A 17018-nucleotide genomic window follows, 5' to 3' on the forward strand; every position below is an offset into this window, starting at 1 on the left:
GCCGGATCAGCCGCCGATCGCGGACATCGGGCGGTCGGGCTGGAGGAAGGACGGGTCGTCCAGGCCGGAGCCCGCCTTCTTGCCCCACATCGCCAGCTTCCATATGCGGGCGATCTCGTCGTCCGGTGCTCCGGAGCGCAGCGCGCCGCGCAGGTCGGTCTCCTCGGTGGCGAACAGGCAGGTCCGGACCTGGCCGTCGGCGGTGAGCCGGGTGCGGTCGCAGGCGCGGCAGAACGGGCGGGTGACGGAGGCGATGACGCCGACGCGGTGCGGTCCGCCGTCGACGAGCCAGCGCTCGGCGGGTGCGGCGCCGCGGGCCTCCTGGCCCTCGGGGGTGAGCTCGAAGCGGGTGCGCAGCGAGGCGAGGATGTCACCGGCGGTGATCATTCCGTCACGCTTCCAGCCGTGCTGGGCGTCGAGCGGCATCTGCTCGATGAAGCGGAGCTCGTAGTCCTTTGCGATGGCCCAGGCGAGCAGGTCGGGGGCCTCGTCGTCGTTGAGCCCGGGCATCAGGACGGTGTTGACCTTCACCGGGGTGAGGCCGGCCTCGCGGGCCGCTTCCAGGCCGCGGAGGACGTCGTCGTGCCGCTTGCGGCGGGTGAGGGCCGTGAAGACGTCGGGACGGAGGGTGTCCAGGGAGACGTTGACGCGGTCGAGGCCGGCGTCGCGCAGGGCCCGGGCGGTGCGCTGCAGGCCGATGCCGTTGGTGGTCAGCGACATCTGGGGGCGCGGGGTGAGGGCGGCGACCCGCTCGACGATGCCGACCAGGCCGGGGCGGAGCAGGGGCTCACCGCCGGTGAAGCGGACTTCTTCGATGCCCAGGTCGCGCACGGCGATCGTGATCAGCCGGACGATCTCGTCGTCGGTGAGCAGGTCCGGCTTGGCGAGCCACTGCAGGCCCTCTTCCGGCATGCAGTACGTACATCGCAGATTGCACCGGTCGGTGAGCGAGACCCGCAGGTCGGTGGCCACGCGGCCGTAGGTGTCGATGAGCACAGGGCCCCCTCCCCGAGAGTCACGGACCGGTACGTCGACCGGCACGCCGTCCATTGGTGGATCAGTACGTCTTCGAGCCTACGCGATGGGTCCGACAGTGAGCAGAGATGAGAAGCACGAGGTGGACGGGGCGGCGTCGTAGATCTCTACGATGCCGCCCCGCCCGGGTCCTGTGCGGATGCCTCAGGGACGCTCAGTGCGCTCCGGTGCCGGTCAGGGCGCGGACCTCCAGTTCGGCGTACTTCCGGGCGTCCGGCTCCTCCTTGGAGAGCAGCGAGCCCAGCCAGCCGAGCAGGAAGCCCAGCGGGATGGAGATCAGGCCGGGGTTCTCCAGCGGGAAGACGGCGAAGTGCGCGCCGGGGAACATCGAGGTCTCCTTGCCGGAGACGACGGGCGAGAAGAGCACCAGCAGGACGGAGGAGGCCAGGCCGCCGTAGATGGACCACAGCGCGCCCTGGGTGGTGAAGCGCTTCCAGAACAGGCTGTACAGGAGCGTCGGGAGGTTGGCGGAGGCGGCGACCGCGAAGGCCAGTGCCACCAGACCGGCGACATTCAGCCCCCGGGCGAAGACGCCCAGGACGATGGCGACCGCGCCGATCCCGACGGTCGCCCAGCGGGCGGCGCCGACCTCCTCCTTCTCGGTGGCCTCGCCCTTGCGGAGGACGTTGACGTAGATGTCGTGGGCGAAGGACGAGGAGGAGGCGAGGGTGAGGCCGGCGACCACGGCGAGGATGGTGGCGAAGGCGACCGCGGAGATGAGGGCGAGCAGGACGGCGCCGCCGGTGGAGCCGGCGCCGCCGCCGATGACCTCGGCGAGCTGTGGGGCGGCGGTGTTGCCCGGCTTCTCGATGTCCGCGGGCTTGATGAGGGCCGCGGCGCCGAAGCCGAGCGCGATGGTCATCAGGTAGAAGACGCCGATGATGCCGATCGCCCAGTTCACGGATTTCCGGGCGGCCTTGGCGGTGGGCACGGTGTAGAAGCGGATGAGGATGTGCGGCAGGCCGGCGGTGCCCAGGACGAGCGCCAGGCCCAGCGAGATGAAGTCGATCTTCGAGGTGGCGGTGGCGCCGTATTTGAGGCCGGGCTCCAGGAAGGCGGCGCCCTTGTGGCTGTTCTCCGCCGCGGCGCCGAGCAGCGACGAGATGTTGAAGTGGAACTTCAGCGCCACCAGGAACGTGATCAGCAGGGTGCCGGCGATCAGCAGCACCGCCTTGATCATCTGGACCCAGGTGGTGCCCTTCATGCCGCCGATGGTGACGTAGAGGATCATCACGATGCCGACGAGGACGACGACCAGGACCTTGCCGGCCTCGCTGGTGATGCCCAGCAGCAGGGTGACCAGCGCCCCGGCGCCCGCCATCTGGGCGAGCAGGTAGAAGATCGAGACGACGATGGTCGAGGTGCCCGCGGCGGTGCGGACCGGGCGCTGGCGCATCCGGTAGGCGAGGACGTCGCCCATGGTGAACCGGCCGGAGTTGCGCAGCGGTTCGGCCACCAGGAGCAGCGCGACGAGCCAGGCGACGAGGAAGCCGATGGAGTAGAGGAAGCCGTCGTAGCCGAAGAGGGCGATGGCGCCGGCGATGCCCAGGAAGGACGCGGCGGACATGTAGTCGCCGGAGATGGCCAGGCCGTTCTGGAAGCCGCTGAACTGGCGGCCGCCGGCGTAGAAGTCCTCCGTGCCCTTGGTCTGCCGGCCGGCCCAGACGGTGAGGCCGAGGGTGGCGGCGACGAAGACGGTGAAGAGGCCGATGATCAGGGGGCGGTGCTCGCCCGCGCCGCCGGCCGCGAGGGGTACGGCGAACAGGTGCTGATGGAGGCTCATGCGCTGGCCTCCAGGCGGGACTTGATGGCTTCGGCCCTGGGGTCGAGCCTGCGGGCGGCGTGCCGGGAATACCACCAGGCGATGAGGAAGGTGGTGACGAACTGGGCCAGGCCGAGGACGAAGGCGACGTTGAGGTGGCCGGCGACCTTGGTGGCCATGAAGCCGCCGGCGTAGCTCGACAGCACGACGTACACCAGGTACCAGAGGACGAAGGCGACGGTGAGCGGGAAGGCGAACGAGCGGTGGGCGCGGCGGAGTTCGTCGAATTCCGCGCTCGACTGCACCTGTTGGTAGTCGGGCGGCTCGTGCGTCCCCGGGTCGATGGTGGGTGCGGCGCTCACGGAATCTCCTGACGCGAGGGGGCGGGTGTTCCGGGCCGGTCGGGCGGCGGCGCGGGGGTCGGCCCAGGCCGACGATAAAGCTCACGTAAGTGACGTGGATCACGCATCGTAGAGCGGTGGCACCCGATCCGACAGGGGGCCGTTGCGGGAAACCCCGGGGAAAAATGCGGCGGATGGCCGCACCGCCCGCCACCGCGCGCGGGGCGCTTCGTTGAGCCCGGTGTGAACCCGCCGCCGCCCCAGCAGACCCCGCAGCCCTCCACTCCCCGTCGGCGCCCTTACGGCAGCGTCCGGCTGCCGGCGCCGCTCGTCACCGCCCCCTCGGAGCCCCGGCCGGGTGCGGCCCCCGCCGTGCGCCGCTGGTACGGCCGGCGGATTCCACTGCCGCCGCTGAGCATCACCACCCTGCGCCGCACGGACTGATCCCCCGGCGGGCGTGACGGTACGTCAACCCCCGTGGCCCTCAAGGCCGTACCGCTTCGGCCGTCGTACGGTATTCGCCCGGTTTTTTCTCCCGATTCCATTGCTGCACCCGAGTGATCGCCGATAACTTCACGTCTCATTGCACCCGCCCGTGCGCAAACCCGCGCACGGGCGGTCTCACGGATGATGTGGAGTACCCATGGCTCATCCCCGATCCAGACGCATGCGGGCGCTGGCCGTACCGCTCGGGCTGGCTCTGACGGCGTCCCTCGGCTTCCTCTCCCCCGCGGCCACCGCCGCGCCGCAGGACGCCCCGGCCGCCGCCGCTTCGGCCGACGGCCCGCTGCTGTCGTACGTCGTCAACACCACGCCCGGCCGTGCGACGGTCGGCAAGGTCGAGAAGGCGATAGCCCGGGCCGGCGGGAAGCTGATCGTCGCCCACGAGAAGATAGGCGTGATCGTCGTCCACTCGGCGAACCCGCAGTTCGCCGCCTCCATGCGCGCCGTGCCGGGCGTGGCGTCGGCGGGTGCGACGCGTACCGCGCCGCTGAAGGCGTCGGGCACCACCGACGTCGGCAAGCCGCAGAAGGTGAAGCTCCCCGCGTCGCAGCTGGCGGCGGCCGGCCGGACCGCGAAGGCGAAGGGCGAGGAGCCGCTCGAACCGCTGCAGTGGGACCTCCCCGCCATCAAGGCCGACCGGGCCGCGAAGGTGAACCCCGGCAGCCGGAAGGTCACCGTCGCCGTCATCGACACCGGTGTGGACGACACCCACCCGGACCTGAAGCCCAACTTCTCCGCCAAGCAGTCCGCCAACTGCGTGGGCGGGGTGGCCGATACGTCCAAGGGGGCCTGGCGGCCCTGGGACCCGGCCAGCGACTACCACGGCACGCACGTGGCCGGCACGATCGCCGCGGCCCGCAACGGCGTCGGGGTGGCCGGTGTCGCCCCGGGCGTGAAGGTCTCCGCCATCAAGGTCAGCGAGCCGGAGACGAGCCTGTTCTACGCCGAGAGCGTGGTGTGCGCCTTCGTCTTCGCGGCCGACCACGGCGTGGCGGTCACCAACAACAGCTACTACGTCGACCCGTGGATGTTCAACTGCAAGGATGACGCCGACCAGGCGGCCATCGTTGACGCGGTCGGCCGGGCGGCGAGCTACGCACAGCGCAAGGGCGTGCTCAACGTCGCCGCGGCGGGCAACTCCGACCTCGACCTGGCGGCCCCGAATCTGCCCGACGCCTCCAGCCCGAACGACTCCACGCCCGTGGAGCGCACCATCAACCCGAAGACCTGCTGGGACGTGCCCACCCAGCTGCCGGGCACGGTGACGGTCGCGGCGACCGGTGTGCACAAGCTCAAGTCCGGCTACTCGAACTACGGCCTGGGCCAGATCGACGTGGCCGCGCCGGGCGGCGACTCGAAGCAGGTGCCCGACCTGCCGGCCAAGAACGGCAACATCCTCTCCACCATGCCGGGCGGTGACTGGGCCTACCTGGCGGGTACGTCCATGGCCACCCCGCACGTGGCGGGCGTCGCGGCGCTCCTGAAGAGCGCCCACCCGAAGTCCGGCCCGCAGGAGATCCAGTGGCTCCTCAAGGAGCAGGCGGACAACCCCGGCTGCCCCACGGGTGACACCACCTGCACCGGCACGCAGCACATCAACAGCCACTTCGGTTACGGGATCGTCGACGCGCTCGACGCGGTGAAGAAGTAACCAGGACGGCTTGACCGGCCGCCGGGAAGACGCGGCCGGGAAGCGGCTCAGGCGGTGACCGTCTGCGGGGGCCGGGTGCTTCGGCGCCCGGCCCCTTGCCGTTCCCCGGCCGCCCGGAGCACGCCCTCGGCCAGGGCGAACTGCGCCGCCGTATAGGTGAGCATGATCCAGAACTGCGGGAGCGGCAGCTGCGGCCAGTGGGCGATACCGGACGCGATCAGGGTGTCGGAGAGCAGGAAGAGCAGTCCGCCGGCCGCCGCCCACGGTCCCGCCCGCAGCGCGCCGAAGCCCATCGCGGTGAGCAGCAGGCTGTATCCGGCGACCGGGATCCGCAGGTCGGCCGGGAGGCCCGGCCACAGCAGGGCGACGGTGGCGACCAGCGCGAGGGCGTAGCCGCCGGCGAGCGCCCCGGTACGGGTCCGGCCGCCCGGCGGGGAGCCGTGTCGCCCGCACAGCAGCAGGTAGCAGACGTGCCCGGCGGCGAACGAGCCCATTCCCACCAGGAAGACCACTCCCCCGTGCCCCCCGATCTGGAGGAAGGTGTCGCCGCCGCAGCCGAACAGCAGCGCCCCGGCGAGCAGTACGGGACCGCCGCGGGCGAGGACGTACGCGGCGAGCACCGGCATCAGGGCGGGTTTGGTGAGGTGGTCGACGAGGGTGGCGCCGGTGAGCAGCGCTGCGAGGTGGACGACGGCGAGCACGGCGAACGCGGCCAGCAGGGGCCGGACGGCCCCCGGCCGACGGGGCGTCACGCGACGGTCTCCTCGACGGAGGTGGCGGCAGAGGTGGGCGACGGGGCCGGGGCGGGATCCGCCCCGAGCCGCTTGGCGGCCGGCTGCCAGCCCGGGCCGCGGAAGATCCGCCCGGCCCGCTCGGACCAGCTGTCCGCGGCCCGTACGTCGCGTGCGATGGCGGCGTACTCATGGGTGGCGACCCGCAGCGGGTTGTAGGTCTCGATGTTCTTGGTCAGGCCGTAGACGGGCCGGTCGGTCTCGGCGACGAACGAGCCGAACATCCGGTCCCAGATGATCAGGATCCCGCCGTAGTTGCGGTCCAGATAGCCGCCCTGCGAGGCGTGGTGGACGCGGTGGTGGGAGGGGGTGTTGAGGACGAACTCGAAGGGGCGGGGCAGTTTGCCGACGCGTTCGGTGTGCACCCAGAACTGGTAGACGAGGTTGGCGCCGGAGGTGAAGGCGACCACGGCCGGATGCACGCCGAGCGCGACCATCGGCACGTAGAACGGCCAGACGGTCCAGGTCGTCCAGGGCTGGCGCAGGGCGGTGGTGAGGTTGAACTTCTTGCTGGAGTGGTGCACCACGTGGCAGGCCCACAGGACCCGGATGACGTGGTGCCCGCGGTGCGACCAGTAGTAGAAGAAGTCCTGGGCGAGCAGCATCAGCAGCAGCGTCCACCACAGCACGGGGATGCGGAGCGGGGTGAGTTCGTAGATCGCGGCGTAGATCGCCACGATGGGTATCTTCCACAGCGCGTCGAAGACCAGGCTCCCCAGCCCCATGCCGACGCTGGTGGCCGCGTCCTTGACTTCATAGCCCGCCGCGTCCTCGTCGGGATGCAGGCGGTAGCTCACCATCTCCACCACGGTGAGCAGGACGAAGGCCGGTACGGACCACAACACGACATCGGGCAGGTGCGGCATGCCCCGCACCATAAAGGCGTGGACGGGGGTGCCGCTAGGGGTTGTTACTCAGAAGTATGTGAGACGTGATGTCAGCTGCCTGCCGAGCGCGGGGCGCCTCAGGGCCCGATCATGTGGGTCGGCTGGCCGCTCACCGCAGCGATGACCTCGAAGTCCCGGTCGCAGTGCACGAGAGTCAGCCCGAGGAGCTCCGCAGTGGCGGCAACCACCAGGTCCACAGGCCCGGCACTGCGGTGCTGTCCGTTACGCGTGAGCTCACGCTGGACCTCACGGGCCCTGCTGTGCGCGCCGTCCGGGACGGGGCACCAGGCGTAGTAGCCGGACAGCGCCTCCAGCAGAGCCTCGCGGTCCGCAACCGACCGGGCACTGAAGCCGATCTCCAGCTCGGTCAGGTCACACAACCCCACCACACCGGACTCGAGTTGCTCGTTCCACCCGTAGCGGTCCGCCCCCTTGGTGAGAAAACGAACGATGGCCGAGGTGTCCGCGAGGTACTTGACCGCGATCACTGCTCCGGCCTGGGGCGGTAGTGGCGCTTGTCCATCAGCAGGTCGAGATCGATCGCACCGTCCTGCGCCAGTCGGCGCGACTCGGCGAGCGCTCGGGCACGCCGTATGCGAGCTGCTCCCTCGGCCAGCGCGGTGTTGACGGTGTCCTTCTTCGTGCGGGTACCGAAGGCCTCCTGGGCGGCAGCCAGGGCCTCCTCATCGATGTCGATGAGCATCTTGGTCATGACTGCCTCCCTTGAGTCGTATATACGAAATGCTAGCAGGTATAGACGCCGGATGGGAGCTCGTCCTCCCGCAATCGCCCGACCCCCCGGCCCCCGCCCCTCACCACACCCGTACCGAGCCGCCCGGGGCGAAGGCCGGGCTGGTGGCGTTCGGGGGGATCTTGTCCAGGGGGTGGGTGAGTTCGGTGCGGGTGGGGCCTACGCGGGCGGCTATGGGGGCCAGGTGGGCGAGGTCGAAGCCGTAGACGTGGGCGGCGTTGGTGGCGAGCAGGGCGGTGGTCTCGTCGGGGGGCAGGTCCGCGAAAGCGAGGCGGAGGGCCTCTCGGGAGTAGGGGTGGGTGCCCTCGTCGTGCGGGTAGTCGCTGCCCCACATGATCTTGTCGAGGCCGATGCGGTGGCGCAGCGGGACCTCGTGCGGGCGCATGAAGCTGGCGCCGACGAAGCAGTGGTCGCGCCAGACGGCGGCCGGGGTGTCGTCCATGGTGGCGGCCAGCCCCGCGCCGAACCGGGACTCCGCGGTGGTGGCGGTCCGGGAGGCGGCCGCGACCAGCCGGCCGTGGTAGTAGTCCAGCATGTCCAGGACGCCGGGGATCCAGCCGGAGCCCTGTTCCGTCAGGACCAGCCGGAGGCCGGGGTGGCGGCGGAAGGCGCCGCCGAAGATCAGGTGCCACAGGGCGCGGTGCGAGAACCAGGTCGTCTCGACCATGAAGACCGCGCGGGCGGCCGGTTCGTCGCCGAGCGGCGGGGAGGCGGAGCCGCCGTGGTGGTTGACCGGGACCTGCAGCTCGTCGCAGACCGCCCAGAGGGGGTCGTAGGCCGCGGAGTGGAGTTCGGGAAGGCCGGAGCCGGGCGGGGTGCCGGGGAGCATGATGCCGCCGGTGAGCCCCGCCTCCTTGGTGCGGCGGACCTCCCGTACGGCCAGTTCGACGTCGTTCAGGAGGATCTGGGCGACGCCGGCCCGGCGGCCCGGGGCGTCCGCGCAGAAGTCGGCCAGCCAGCGGTTGTGGGCCCGCAGGCCGGCCCAGCGCAGCTCGAACTCCGTACCGGTGGGCGGCGGCGCCATGAGGGAGGCGCTGGGGAAGAACGGCGGGATGGTGTTGGGGAAGACGACCTCGGCGACGATGCCGTCGGCCTCCAGTTCGGCGAGCCGGCGGGCGGAGTTCCAGTTGCGGTCGGCGGTGTCGGCGAGCAGGTCCTCGTGCGGATTGACGTAGGTCGCCGCCCAGGCGTCGAAGGCGTCGTGGTGGCGGGCTTCCAGATACGGCTTGTAGTCGAGGAGGTCGGCGCCGGCGTGGCAGTCGGCGGAGATGACGGTGCAGCGCTCCTCGGTCGGCGTCCCGGTCGGCGTCATGGGGGTCCTCATCGGTGCGGTCATCGTCAGCACTCCGTTCCCAGGAGCGGGAAGTCGTGGCCGGTGAGCCAGTGGCGGCCCACGGCGCGGGAGCGGGCCCAGGCCGCCTCGACCGCCGACTGGTCGGCGGGCTGGCCGAGTTCGGCGGGCGTCGGGCCGATACGGCGGGCCAGCGGGGCGAGCGCCTCCGGGGCGAAGCCGAAGACCTCGGCCGCGGCCAGGCCGAGCATCCGGCGGGTCTCGGCGACCGGGATGTCGTGGAAGGTGTCGCGCAGCCACCGCCGGGTGTCCGGCCAGGTGCCCTCGGGGTGCGGGAAGTCGCTGCCCCAGAGGATGTTGTCGACGCCGATCTCGTAGCGCTGGGCGAGTTCGCGGCGCTTGGTGTTGGTGGCGCAGACGAACACCTGGCGGTCGAGGTATTCGTGCGGTGCCCGCTTCAACTCGGCGAAGGGGGACAGCTTCTTGCCGCCGTGCGCGCCCAGGTAGAGGCGGTCCATGAACCACAGCAGGTTCGGCAGCCACCAGCAGCCCGACTCCGCGACGCCGAACTTCAGGCCGGGGTGGCGTTCGAAGACGCCGGACCAGAGCAGGAACCACAGCGGCCGGGCCGGCCACCAGGTCACCTCGGAGACGTAGATGCCCAGGTGGTCGCCGTATTCGTGGCGGGGCGCGGCACCGGAGTGGGTGACCACCGGCATCGCGCATTCGGCGGCGGCCGCCCATACGGGGTCGTAACGCCGGTCGTGGTAGGGCGCCTTGTCGGCCCACATGGACGGGATCATCAGGGCCCCGAGTCCGGACTCCTTGGCGCGGTGGATCTCCGCGACGACCTCGCCGGGGTCCGCCGTCACGGGCAACAGGGCGACGCCGCAGTGCCGTTCGGGGTGCGCGGAGACGAACTCGGCGAGCCAGCGGTTGTGGGCCCGGGCCCCCGCCATGCCGAGTTCGGGGTCCTGGTCGCCGGAGAGCCCGAGCCCCACGCCGAAGGGCGCGGCGGTCCGGCTGTCCACCGCGTCCGCGTCCGGGAAGACGACCTCCGCCGCGACGCCGTCGCCGTCGAGCTCCTTGAGGCGCTGCCCGGGGTCCCAGCCGCCGCGCAGGCCCTCCTCGTTGTCGGCGAACCACCGGGCGGCGAACGCGTCGTTGCGGATGCCGAGCCGGGTGGCCTCCTCCCGGCGGGCGCCGCGCTCCCCGAGGAACTCCTCGAAGGCCCGGTGGAAGCGGCGCTCCAGATAGGGCCGGTACTCCTCGGTGGGCAGCCCGGCGTGGCAGTCGGAGGAGATGATCAGGTACGGGTCCTGGTCGGTCATCACACACCCCTCAGTCCAGGATGAAGCGTTCGAGGTACGACGGGGCGGACCGGTCCAGCATCGACCGCGCCCGGGCCCTGATCTGCCGGTCGGTGTGCTCGCCGGGCGGCAGCATCCAGAACCGGTCCGCCCGGATCCCGTCCACCACGCTCCCGGCGACCTCCTCGACCGGGGTGAACGCGATCTCCTGCCCGGCCTCCTTCATCGCGGCCTCCCACTGGCCGAGGCTGCGGTAGGGCGTCCGGCGGGGCTTCTCCTTGGCGTACCGCGCGGGCCGGTTGCGGTGCGACTCCCACAGACCGGTGCGCAGCATGTGCGGGCCGGGGAACAGCACCGACGCCCCGACGGGCGCGCCCTCCGCCCTCAGATGGGCGTGGAGCGATTCGGTCATCGTCACCACGGCGGCCTTGGTGACGGCGTAGACGGACGCGGTGGGCAGCGGGGCGATACCGCCGTCGGTGGAGGAGGTGTTGACGACGCGGCCCGGGGCGCCGTCCGCGAGCATGCGGGGCACGAACGCCTGGATGCCGTGGAAGACGCCCCACACGTTGACCGCGAAGGCCCACTTCCAGTCGTTGACCTCGTGTTCCCACATGCGACCCTCGGCGCCGGAGCCGACGCCGGCGTTGTTGCACAGTACGTGGACCGCGCCGAAGGCGTCGTACGCCGCGTCGGCGAGGGCCCGCACCTCGTCGCGCACCCCGACGTCGACGGTGCGGGCGAGGACCTCCGCGCCGTCGGCCGTCAGCGCGTCCGCGGCGGCGCGCAGCGGCGCCTCCTCGACGTCCGCGAGGACCACCTTGAGCCCCTCGGCGGCGAAGCGCCGCGCCAGCGCGAGGCCGATGCCGCTCGCGGCGCCGGTGACGACCGCGACCTGTCCCGCCCGCAGCTCCATCAGACGCTCCCCTCGGGCGGCCCGTCGAGGATCTGCTGCGGGTCGTCGTACCGCTGGTGGACGTACGGCAGCAGGGCCTCGGGGTCCACCCGCGCGACGACCTTGCCCCGCTGGTCGCTGCTCTTCTCGCCGAGGGTGATCCCGACGAGTGTGCGGACGGGGAGGTCGGCGACCGGGTCGTACATCGACTCCCGCAGGACGACGTCGCCGGTGACCCGCTCCAGGGTGCGGTGTTTCTCCCGCCGCACGCAGTGGACCAGTACCGGGTCCCCGTCGAAGCCCGAACCGTCCACCGCGGGCAGGAACTTGAAGTAGAAGTCCGTCCGCTCCGACGGCTCGGGGACCGGCAGGCCGCCGCTCACCGCGCCGCGCACCTCCACGAAGGCGATGCCGTGCCGGGCCAGCGCGGCGCGTACGGTCAGGCCGTCGCGCTCGACGGTCACCTCGCCGAGCTTCTTCGGCTCCCCGAAGACCTCCCGGCCGCCGGTCAGGGCCCGCTCGTGGGTCATCGGCATGACGAGCGGATACCAGCCCGCCACGCCGTCGTGCTCGGCGGCGACCGCGACCGAGCCGGCGCCGAGCGGATAGCCGGGCAGCGTAACGGTGCTGACGGTGGCCCGGACCAGCGGCCGTCCGGAGGGTTTCAGCGGCGGCGGCAGCACCGCCGCGACCGCGTCCGGATCGCTCTCCCAGAGCGCCACCACACCGGTGGACCAGATGTCGGGGAGCCGGGAGCCGGTGGCGCGCGCCGCGGCGATCTCCGCCTCGGTGCGGGCTCCGTAGCGTATGCGTGCCATGTCGTACCGCCCTTCACAGGTCGTGACCTTCCGGGGGTTCCATCGGCGCCTGTAACACTGTTACACCGTGCGCCGCGAAGGGTAAAGGGCCTTTCGGGCATGGGAGTTGAGGGGACGGGTGGGGGCCATGACACGTACCGCGCTGACCGGGGAAGAGGTGCTGGCGGCCGCCGCCCGCCTGGTGCGGGAGCACGGCCCGGCCGCCCTGACCATGCGCCGGCTCGCCACGGAGCTGGGCACCGCCGTCACCTCCATCTACTGGCACGTCGGCAACCGCGAGTCCCTGCTGGACGCGCTGGTCGAGCGCACCGTCCGGGAGATGGGCGAGATCCGGCCGACCGGACGCACCCCGCGCGCCCGTGTCGTCTCGGTGGCCCGGGCGCTGTACGCGGCGCTGCGCGAACGGCCGCAGCTGATCGCGATGGTGCACGAACGCGGCCTGACGGAGCGGATGTTCCTGCCCGCCCAGCAGGCGCTGGTCCATGAGCTGCACGCCGCCGGGCTGCGCGGGCGGCCGGCCGCCGAGGCGGTGCGCGCGGTGCAGTTCCAGGTCGTCGGCTTCGTACTGGTCGAGCGGGCCCGCGAGCGGTCGCCCGCGCAGCACCCCAGCGAGGGCGAGCTGTGGGACTCCCCCACGGCGGGACACGATCCGGCGCTGGCCCGTGCCCTGGCCGCACCGGCCGACCCCGAGCGACTGTTCACGGTCGCGCTGGAGGCACTGGTGGCGTCCCTGCTGCCGGACTGAGGGGGCATCGGCGCGCAAGGGTGTCAAACGCGTGACGGCGGGCCGGATTTGCCGGAATGCGGGCCGTCCGGGCGGGTTGCGGCGGCGGTCCGGGTTCGGCCGGTGTCGGTGGGGGCCCGTATCCTCAGGGACCATGCTCGAAGACCGCATGGCAGCAGCCGACCCGATCGCGCCGAAGATCGGGCAGCAGCCGGGACCGCCCGCGCCGCCGACGCCGCCCACACCGCCGGCTCCCTGGCCGTCCGGGTACCCCGAGGGGTATGCGGTGGTCGACGTGGAGACGACCGGCCTGGCGCGGGACGACCGGATCATCTCCGCGGCCGTGTACCAACTCGACGCGACGGGCGAGGTCCAGGACCGCTGGTACACCCTCGTCAACCCGCAGCGGGACCCGGGCCCGGTGTGGATCCACGGGCTCACCAGCGCGGTGCTGGCCGACGCGCCGCTCTTCCCGGACGTCGTCCCGGAGCTGTCGAGGCGGCTCGACGGCCGGGTGCTGGTGGCGCACAACGCCATGTTCGACTGGTCGATGATCGCCCGTGAGTACGCCCGGGCCGCCGCGGTCGCCCCGGTGAGCCAGCGGCTGTGCACGATCGCGCTGTCGAAGGAGCTCGGACTGCCGCTGCCCAACCACAAACTGGAGTCGCTGGCCGCCCATTACGGCGTCGTCCAGGAGCGCGCCCACCACGCGCTCGATGACGCCCGGGTGTTGGCCGAGGCGTTTCGTCCCAGTTTGCGGCGGGCCGCCCGGGAGAACCTCCGGCTGCCGCTGCTGAGCTGCCAGCCGCTCACGGAGTGGTCGGACAGCCCCGCGCCCCGCCGGACCGCCGCCGCGTCGGCCTACCGCCCGTCCACCTGGCGGCCGTCCCGTAAGCGGCCGGCCTGCCCGTACCCCAATCCGGGGCGCTACGTCGAGGGCGGCCGGCTCGTCCAGGGGATGCGGGTCGCCTTCTCCGGCGACACCTCGGTGGACCGGGAGCTGCTGGAGGACCGGGCGATCGAGGCCGGACTGCACGTCGCCACGAGCGTGTCCCGGGTGACCAGCCTGCTGGTCACCAACGACCCGGACGCCCGCACCTCCAAGACCGTCAAGGCCGCCGCGTACGGCACGGTCGTGATCGACGAGGCGGCGTTCATGCAGCTGCTGCAAGACGTCGCGCCGGCCGGGTCCGCGCCTGCGTCCGGGTGAAGCCCGCCCAACACGCCCCCCGGCGCCTCGCCCCGCACCGGCCCCGCCCGCACGCTGTGGCGCATGGCACGTTGTGAGGTCTGCGGAAACGACTACGGGATGACGTTCGAGGTGCACGCGCAGGGCGCGGTGCATGTCTTCGACTGTTTCTCCTGCGCCATCCACCGCATGGCGCCGATCTGTGAGCACTGCCGGGTCCAGATCATCGGCCAGGGCGTCGAGGCCGACGGCAAGTGGTACTGCGGGGCACACTGCGCCCGGTCGGACGGGCGGGTGGGCATCGTCGACCGGGTGTGAGGGCGGGGCGGCGGCCGGCGCCCCGGACCCGGCGCCGGGCGGCCGGACCGCCCCAGGTACCGTCGAAGCCGTGTACCGCTTCCTGTTGTCCCGGCAGTGGGTGATCCTCACCCTCGTGGGTCTCGTGCTGATCCCCGTCATGATCAAGCTGGGCTTCTGGCAGCTGCACCGCCATGAGCACAAGGTGGCGCAGAACCAGCTCATCGCGTCCAGCCTGGCCGCGAAGCCGGTCCCGGTGACCGCCCTGGCCGCCCCCGGACGGGACCTGCCGCACCGCGACATGTGGCGCCCGGTGACCGCCACCGGCCACTACGACACCGCCCACGAGGTCGTGGTCCGGCAGCGCACCGCCGCCGACGAACAGTCCATCGGCTACTACGTCCTCACCCCGCTGACCCTCGCCGACGGCGACGACGTACTGGTCAACCGCGGCTGGATCTCGGCGGGCGACGACCTCACCAAGTTCCCCGACGTCCCGCCCGCCCCCAAGGGCACGGTCACCGTCACCGGCCGGATGATGGCCGACGAGACCACCGCGGTCAGCGGCATCAAGGACACCAAGGGCCTGCCGCCCCGCCAGGTCATGCTGATCAACAGCAAGGAGCAGGCGAAGCGGACCGGCCGGCCGATGCTCGGCGGCTACATCGAGCAGACCGGGCCCAAGGCGCCGGGCGGCACACCGGAGATGGTCCCCGAGCCGGACCACGACTCCATCGGCCCGCACATGGCGTACGCCATCCAGTGGTGGCTGTTCGCGGCGGCGGTTCCGGTCGGCTGGGTGGTGCTGGTGCGCCGGGAGCGCCGCGACCGCGCGAAGGCGGCCGAGGAGGCCGCAGCGGGTGCGGACGAAGCAGACAATGCGCCCGAAATCCCTGAAACGGGGCGGGAGAACGGCGGTTCGGACGACGTAGCCCGGTCGGCCGTCAGCACCGAGTAGGGCGCCCGCACCGCGGGAAGGCGAGCTGCGTGCACCCACATATCGAGGACTACGCGCTCATCGGGGACCTGCAGACCGCCGCGCTCGTCGGCCGCGACGGTTCGATCGACTGGCTGTGCCTGCCCCGCTTCGACTCACCCGCCTGCTTCGCGGCCCTCCTCGGCAGCAAGGACAACGGCCACTGGCGGCTGGCCCCGCGATCACCCGAGGCCCGCGCCCACCGCTCGTACCGCGGCGAGTCACTGATCCTCGACACCGTCTGGGAGACCCCGACCGGCCGCGTGAAGGTCACCGACTTCATGCCGCAGCGCGACGTCCAGCCCGATGTCGTACGGGTCGTGGAGGGGCTCCAGGGCCGGGTCGAGATGCGCGGGGTGCTGCGGCTGCGGTTCGACTACGGGCGGGTGGTGCCCTGGGTGCGGGCCGCCGAGGGCTGCCGGGTCGCGATCGCCGGCCCGGACTCCGTATGGCTGCGCACCCCGGAGCAGGGCCACACCTACGGCAAGGACTTCAGCACCCGCTCGGACTTCACCGTCGCCGAGGGCGAGCGCACCGCGTTCGTCCTGACCTGGCACCCCTCGCACGAGCCGCGGCCGGACCAGATCGAGCCGTTCGGCGCGCTGGACGACACGCTGGAGGACTGGCAGGCCTGGTCGGCGCGGTGCCGCTACGACGGGCCGTACCGCGAGGCGGTGGTCCGCTCGCTGATCACCCTCAAGGCCCTCACCTACGCACCCACCGGCGGCATCGTCGCCGCGCCCACCACCTCGCTGCCCGAGGAGCTCGGCGGGGTGCGCAACTGGGACTACCGCTACTGCTGGCTGCGCGACGCCAGCCTCACCCTGAACTCCCTGCTGTCCGCCGGGTATCTGGACGAGGCAAGCGCCTGGCGGGACTGGCTGCTGCGGGCGGTGGCCGGCGCCCCGGACGACCTGCAGATCATGTACGGGCTGGCCGGGGAGCGGCGGCTGCCGGAGTACGAGGTGCCGTGGCTGGCCGGATACTGCGACTCCGCGCCGGTGCGGATCGGCAACGGCGCCGTCGACCAGCGCCAGCTGGACGTCTACGGGGAGGTGCTGGACTCCTTCCACCTCGCCCGCACCGCCGGACTGCCGGCCGAACCGCACGCCTGGAGCATCCAGCGGTCGCTGATGGAGTACCTGGAGTCCAACTGGCGCGACCCCGACGAGGGGCTGTGGGAGATCCGCGGGCCGCGCCGGCACTTCGTGCACTCCAAGGTCATGGCGTGGGTGGCGGCCGACCGGGCGGTCAAGGCCCTGGAGGCGAACCCGAAGCTGGGCGGCGAGCTCGACCGCTGGCGGGCGATGCGGGACGAGGTCCACCGGGAGGTGTGCGAGCGGGGTTACGACGACGAGCGCGGCACCTTCACCCAGTCCTACGAGTCCCGGGACCTGGACGCGGCGACCCTGCTGATCCCCCGGGTGGGCTTCCTCCCCGGTGACGACCCGCGGGTCCGGGGCACCATCGAGGCGGTGCGCCGGGAGCTGACGCACGAGGGCCTGGTGCGCCGGTACACCACCGACGGGGGCTCGGTCGACGGGCTGCCGGGCGTTGAGGGCACCTTCCTGGTCTGCTCGTTCTGGCTCGCCGACGCGCTGCGGATGAGCGGCCGGCGGGACGAGGCGGCGCAGCTCTTCGAGCGGCTGCTGTCGCTCCGCAACGACGTGGGGCTGCTCGCGGAGGAGTACGACCCGGCGGCCGGCCGCCAGCTGGGGAACTGCCCGCAGGCGTTCAGCCACATCGGGCTGGTGGGGACCGCCTTCGGGCTGCTGGACGGGTCGGAGGCAGACTAG

At 72.0% G+C, this 17018-nt stretch carries 18 protein-coding genes; 7 read left to right on the forward strand and 11 right to left on the reverse strand.

Annotated elements, in window-relative coordinates; translation table 11 throughout:
- Positions 1-6: 6 nt before the first annotated feature.
- The 3 genes from moaA to AB0E02_RS25815 all read right to left on the reverse strand — a co-directional run bounded on the left by moaA (position 7) and on the right by AB0E02_RS25815 (position 3159).
- Entirely contained in the window at positions 7-996 is a 990-nt protein-coding gene (gene moaA / locus AB0E02_RS25805) for a GTP 3',8-cyclase MoaA (protein ID WP_362143001.1), read from the reverse strand.
- Positions 997-1189: 193 nt separating this feature from the next.
- The gene (locus tag AB0E02_RS25810) at positions 1190-2818 is read right to left on the reverse strand and encodes a cation acetate symporter (RefSeq protein ID WP_362143003.1); all 1629 of its coding nucleotides are present in this window, start codon (positions 2816-2818) and stop codon (positions 1190-1192) included.
- Positions 2815-3159, reverse strand: coding sequence for a DUF485 domain-containing protein (locus AB0E02_RS25815; protein ID WP_362143005.1), 345 nt, complete (start codon positions 3157-3159; stop codon positions 2815-2817). The genes AB0E02_RS25810 and AB0E02_RS25815 overlap by 4 nt, the downstream gene beginning before the upstream one ends.
- Before the next feature lie 222 nt (positions 3160-3381).
- Here AB0E02_RS25815 and AB0E02_RS25820 point away from each other — a divergent pair, with 222 nt between their 5' ends.
- Positions 3382-3582 carry a hypothetical protein gene (locus AB0E02_RS25820; protein WP_362143007.1) on the forward strand — a complete coding sequence of 67 codons (201 nt, stop codon included), beginning with the start codon at positions 3382-3384 and terminating at the stop codon, positions 3580-3582.
- A 199-nt stretch (positions 3583-3781) separates the two neighbouring features.
- On the forward strand, positions 3782-5293 hold the full coding sequence (locus tag AB0E02_RS25825; RefSeq protein WP_362143009.1) for a S8 family serine peptidase: 1512 nt from the start codon (positions 3782-3784) through the stop codon (positions 5291-5293).
- Between the two features lie 47 nt (positions 5294-5340).
- Here AB0E02_RS25825 and AB0E02_RS25830 read toward each other — a convergent pair whose 3' ends face one another.
- The 8 genes from AB0E02_RS25830 to AB0E02_RS25865 all read right to left on the reverse strand — a co-directional run bounded on the left by AB0E02_RS25830 (position 5341) and on the right by AB0E02_RS25865 (position 12036).
- Positions 5341-6045, reverse strand: a complete 705-nt coding sequence (locus AB0E02_RS25830) for a lysoplasmalogenase (RefSeq protein ID WP_362143010.1) — start codon at positions 6043-6045, stop codon at positions 5341-5343.
- Positions 6042-6950 carry a sterol desaturase family protein gene (locus tag AB0E02_RS25835; protein ID WP_362143011.1) on the reverse strand — a complete coding sequence of 303 codons (909 nt, stop codon included), beginning with the start codon at positions 6948-6950 and terminating at the stop codon, positions 6042-6044. Before AB0E02_RS25835 ends, AB0E02_RS25830 begins: the two co-directional genes overlap by 4 nt.
- A 98-nt stretch (positions 6951-7048) precedes the next feature.
- Positions 7049-7459: a PIN domain nuclease gene (locus tag AB0E02_RS25840; RefSeq protein WP_362143012.1), complete on the reverse strand. Its 411-nt coding sequence runs from the start codon at positions 7457-7459 to the stop codon at positions 7049-7051.
- Positions 7456-7683, reverse strand: coding sequence for a type II toxin-antitoxin system VapB family antitoxin (locus tag AB0E02_RS25845; protein ID WP_362143014.1), 228 nt, complete (start codon positions 7681-7683; stop codon positions 7456-7458). The genes AB0E02_RS25840 and AB0E02_RS25845 overlap by 4 nt, the downstream gene beginning before the upstream one ends.
- Before the next feature lie 100 nt (positions 7684-7783).
- Entirely contained in the window at positions 7784-9058 is a 1275-nt protein-coding gene (locus tag AB0E02_RS25850; protein ID WP_362143015.1) for an amidohydrolase family protein, read from the reverse strand.
- A 2-nt stretch (positions 9059-9060) separates the two neighbouring features.
- Positions 9061-10344 (reverse strand): amidohydrolase family protein, encoded by a 1284-nt coding sequence (locus AB0E02_RS25855; RefSeq protein WP_362143016.1) that lies wholly within the window; start codon positions 10342-10344, stop codon positions 9061-9063.
- Between the two features lie 10 nt (positions 10345-10354).
- Complete coding sequence (locus AB0E02_RS25860; protein WP_362143018.1) at positions 10355-11239, reverse strand: SDR family NAD(P)-dependent oxidoreductase; 885 nt, start codon at positions 11237-11239, stop codon at positions 10355-10357.
- Positions 11239-12036: an acetoacetate decarboxylase family protein gene (locus tag AB0E02_RS25865; protein ID WP_030411696.1), complete on the reverse strand. Its 798-nt coding sequence runs from the start codon at positions 12034-12036 to the stop codon at positions 11239-11241. The genes AB0E02_RS25860 and AB0E02_RS25865 overlap by 1 nt, the downstream gene beginning before the upstream one ends.
- A gap of 127 nt (positions 12037-12163) precedes the next feature.
- On the opposite strand from AB0E02_RS25865, the gene AB0E02_RS25870 reads away from it, so the two are divergent.
- The 5 genes from AB0E02_RS25870 (at position 12164) to AB0E02_RS25890 (ending at position 17018) form a co-directional block, all read left to right on the forward strand.
- On the forward strand, positions 12164-12781 hold the full coding sequence (locus AB0E02_RS25870) for a helix-turn-helix domain-containing protein (protein ID WP_362143020.1): 618 nt from the start codon (positions 12164-12166) through the stop codon (positions 12779-12781).
- 133 nt (positions 12782-12914) lie between these two features.
- Positions 12915-13970, forward strand: a complete 1056-nt coding sequence (locus AB0E02_RS25875) for a DEDDh family exonuclease (protein ID WP_362143022.1) — start codon at positions 12915-12917, stop codon at positions 13968-13970.
- Between the two features lie 63 nt (positions 13971-14033).
- A complete protein-coding gene (locus AB0E02_RS25880; protein ID WP_077192103.1) occupies positions 14034-14267 on the forward strand; it encodes a hypothetical protein in 234 nt (77 codons plus the stop codon).
- A 70-nt stretch (positions 14268-14337) separates the two neighbouring features.
- Positions 14338-15204, forward strand: a complete 867-nt coding sequence (locus AB0E02_RS25885) for an SURF1 family protein (protein WP_362143024.1) — start codon at positions 14338-14340, stop codon at positions 15202-15204.
- 29 nt (positions 15205-15233) lie between these two features.
- Positions 15234-17018 (forward strand): glycoside hydrolase family 15 protein, encoded by a 1785-nt coding sequence (locus tag AB0E02_RS25890; RefSeq protein ID WP_362143025.1) that lies wholly within the window; start codon positions 15234-15236, stop codon positions 17016-17018.

This window comes from Streptomyces sp. NPDC048196 (genome assembly GCF_040652715.1).
Lineage (GTDB): Bacteria > Actinomycetota > Actinomycetes > Streptomycetales > Streptomycetaceae > Streptomyces > Streptomyces siderophoricus.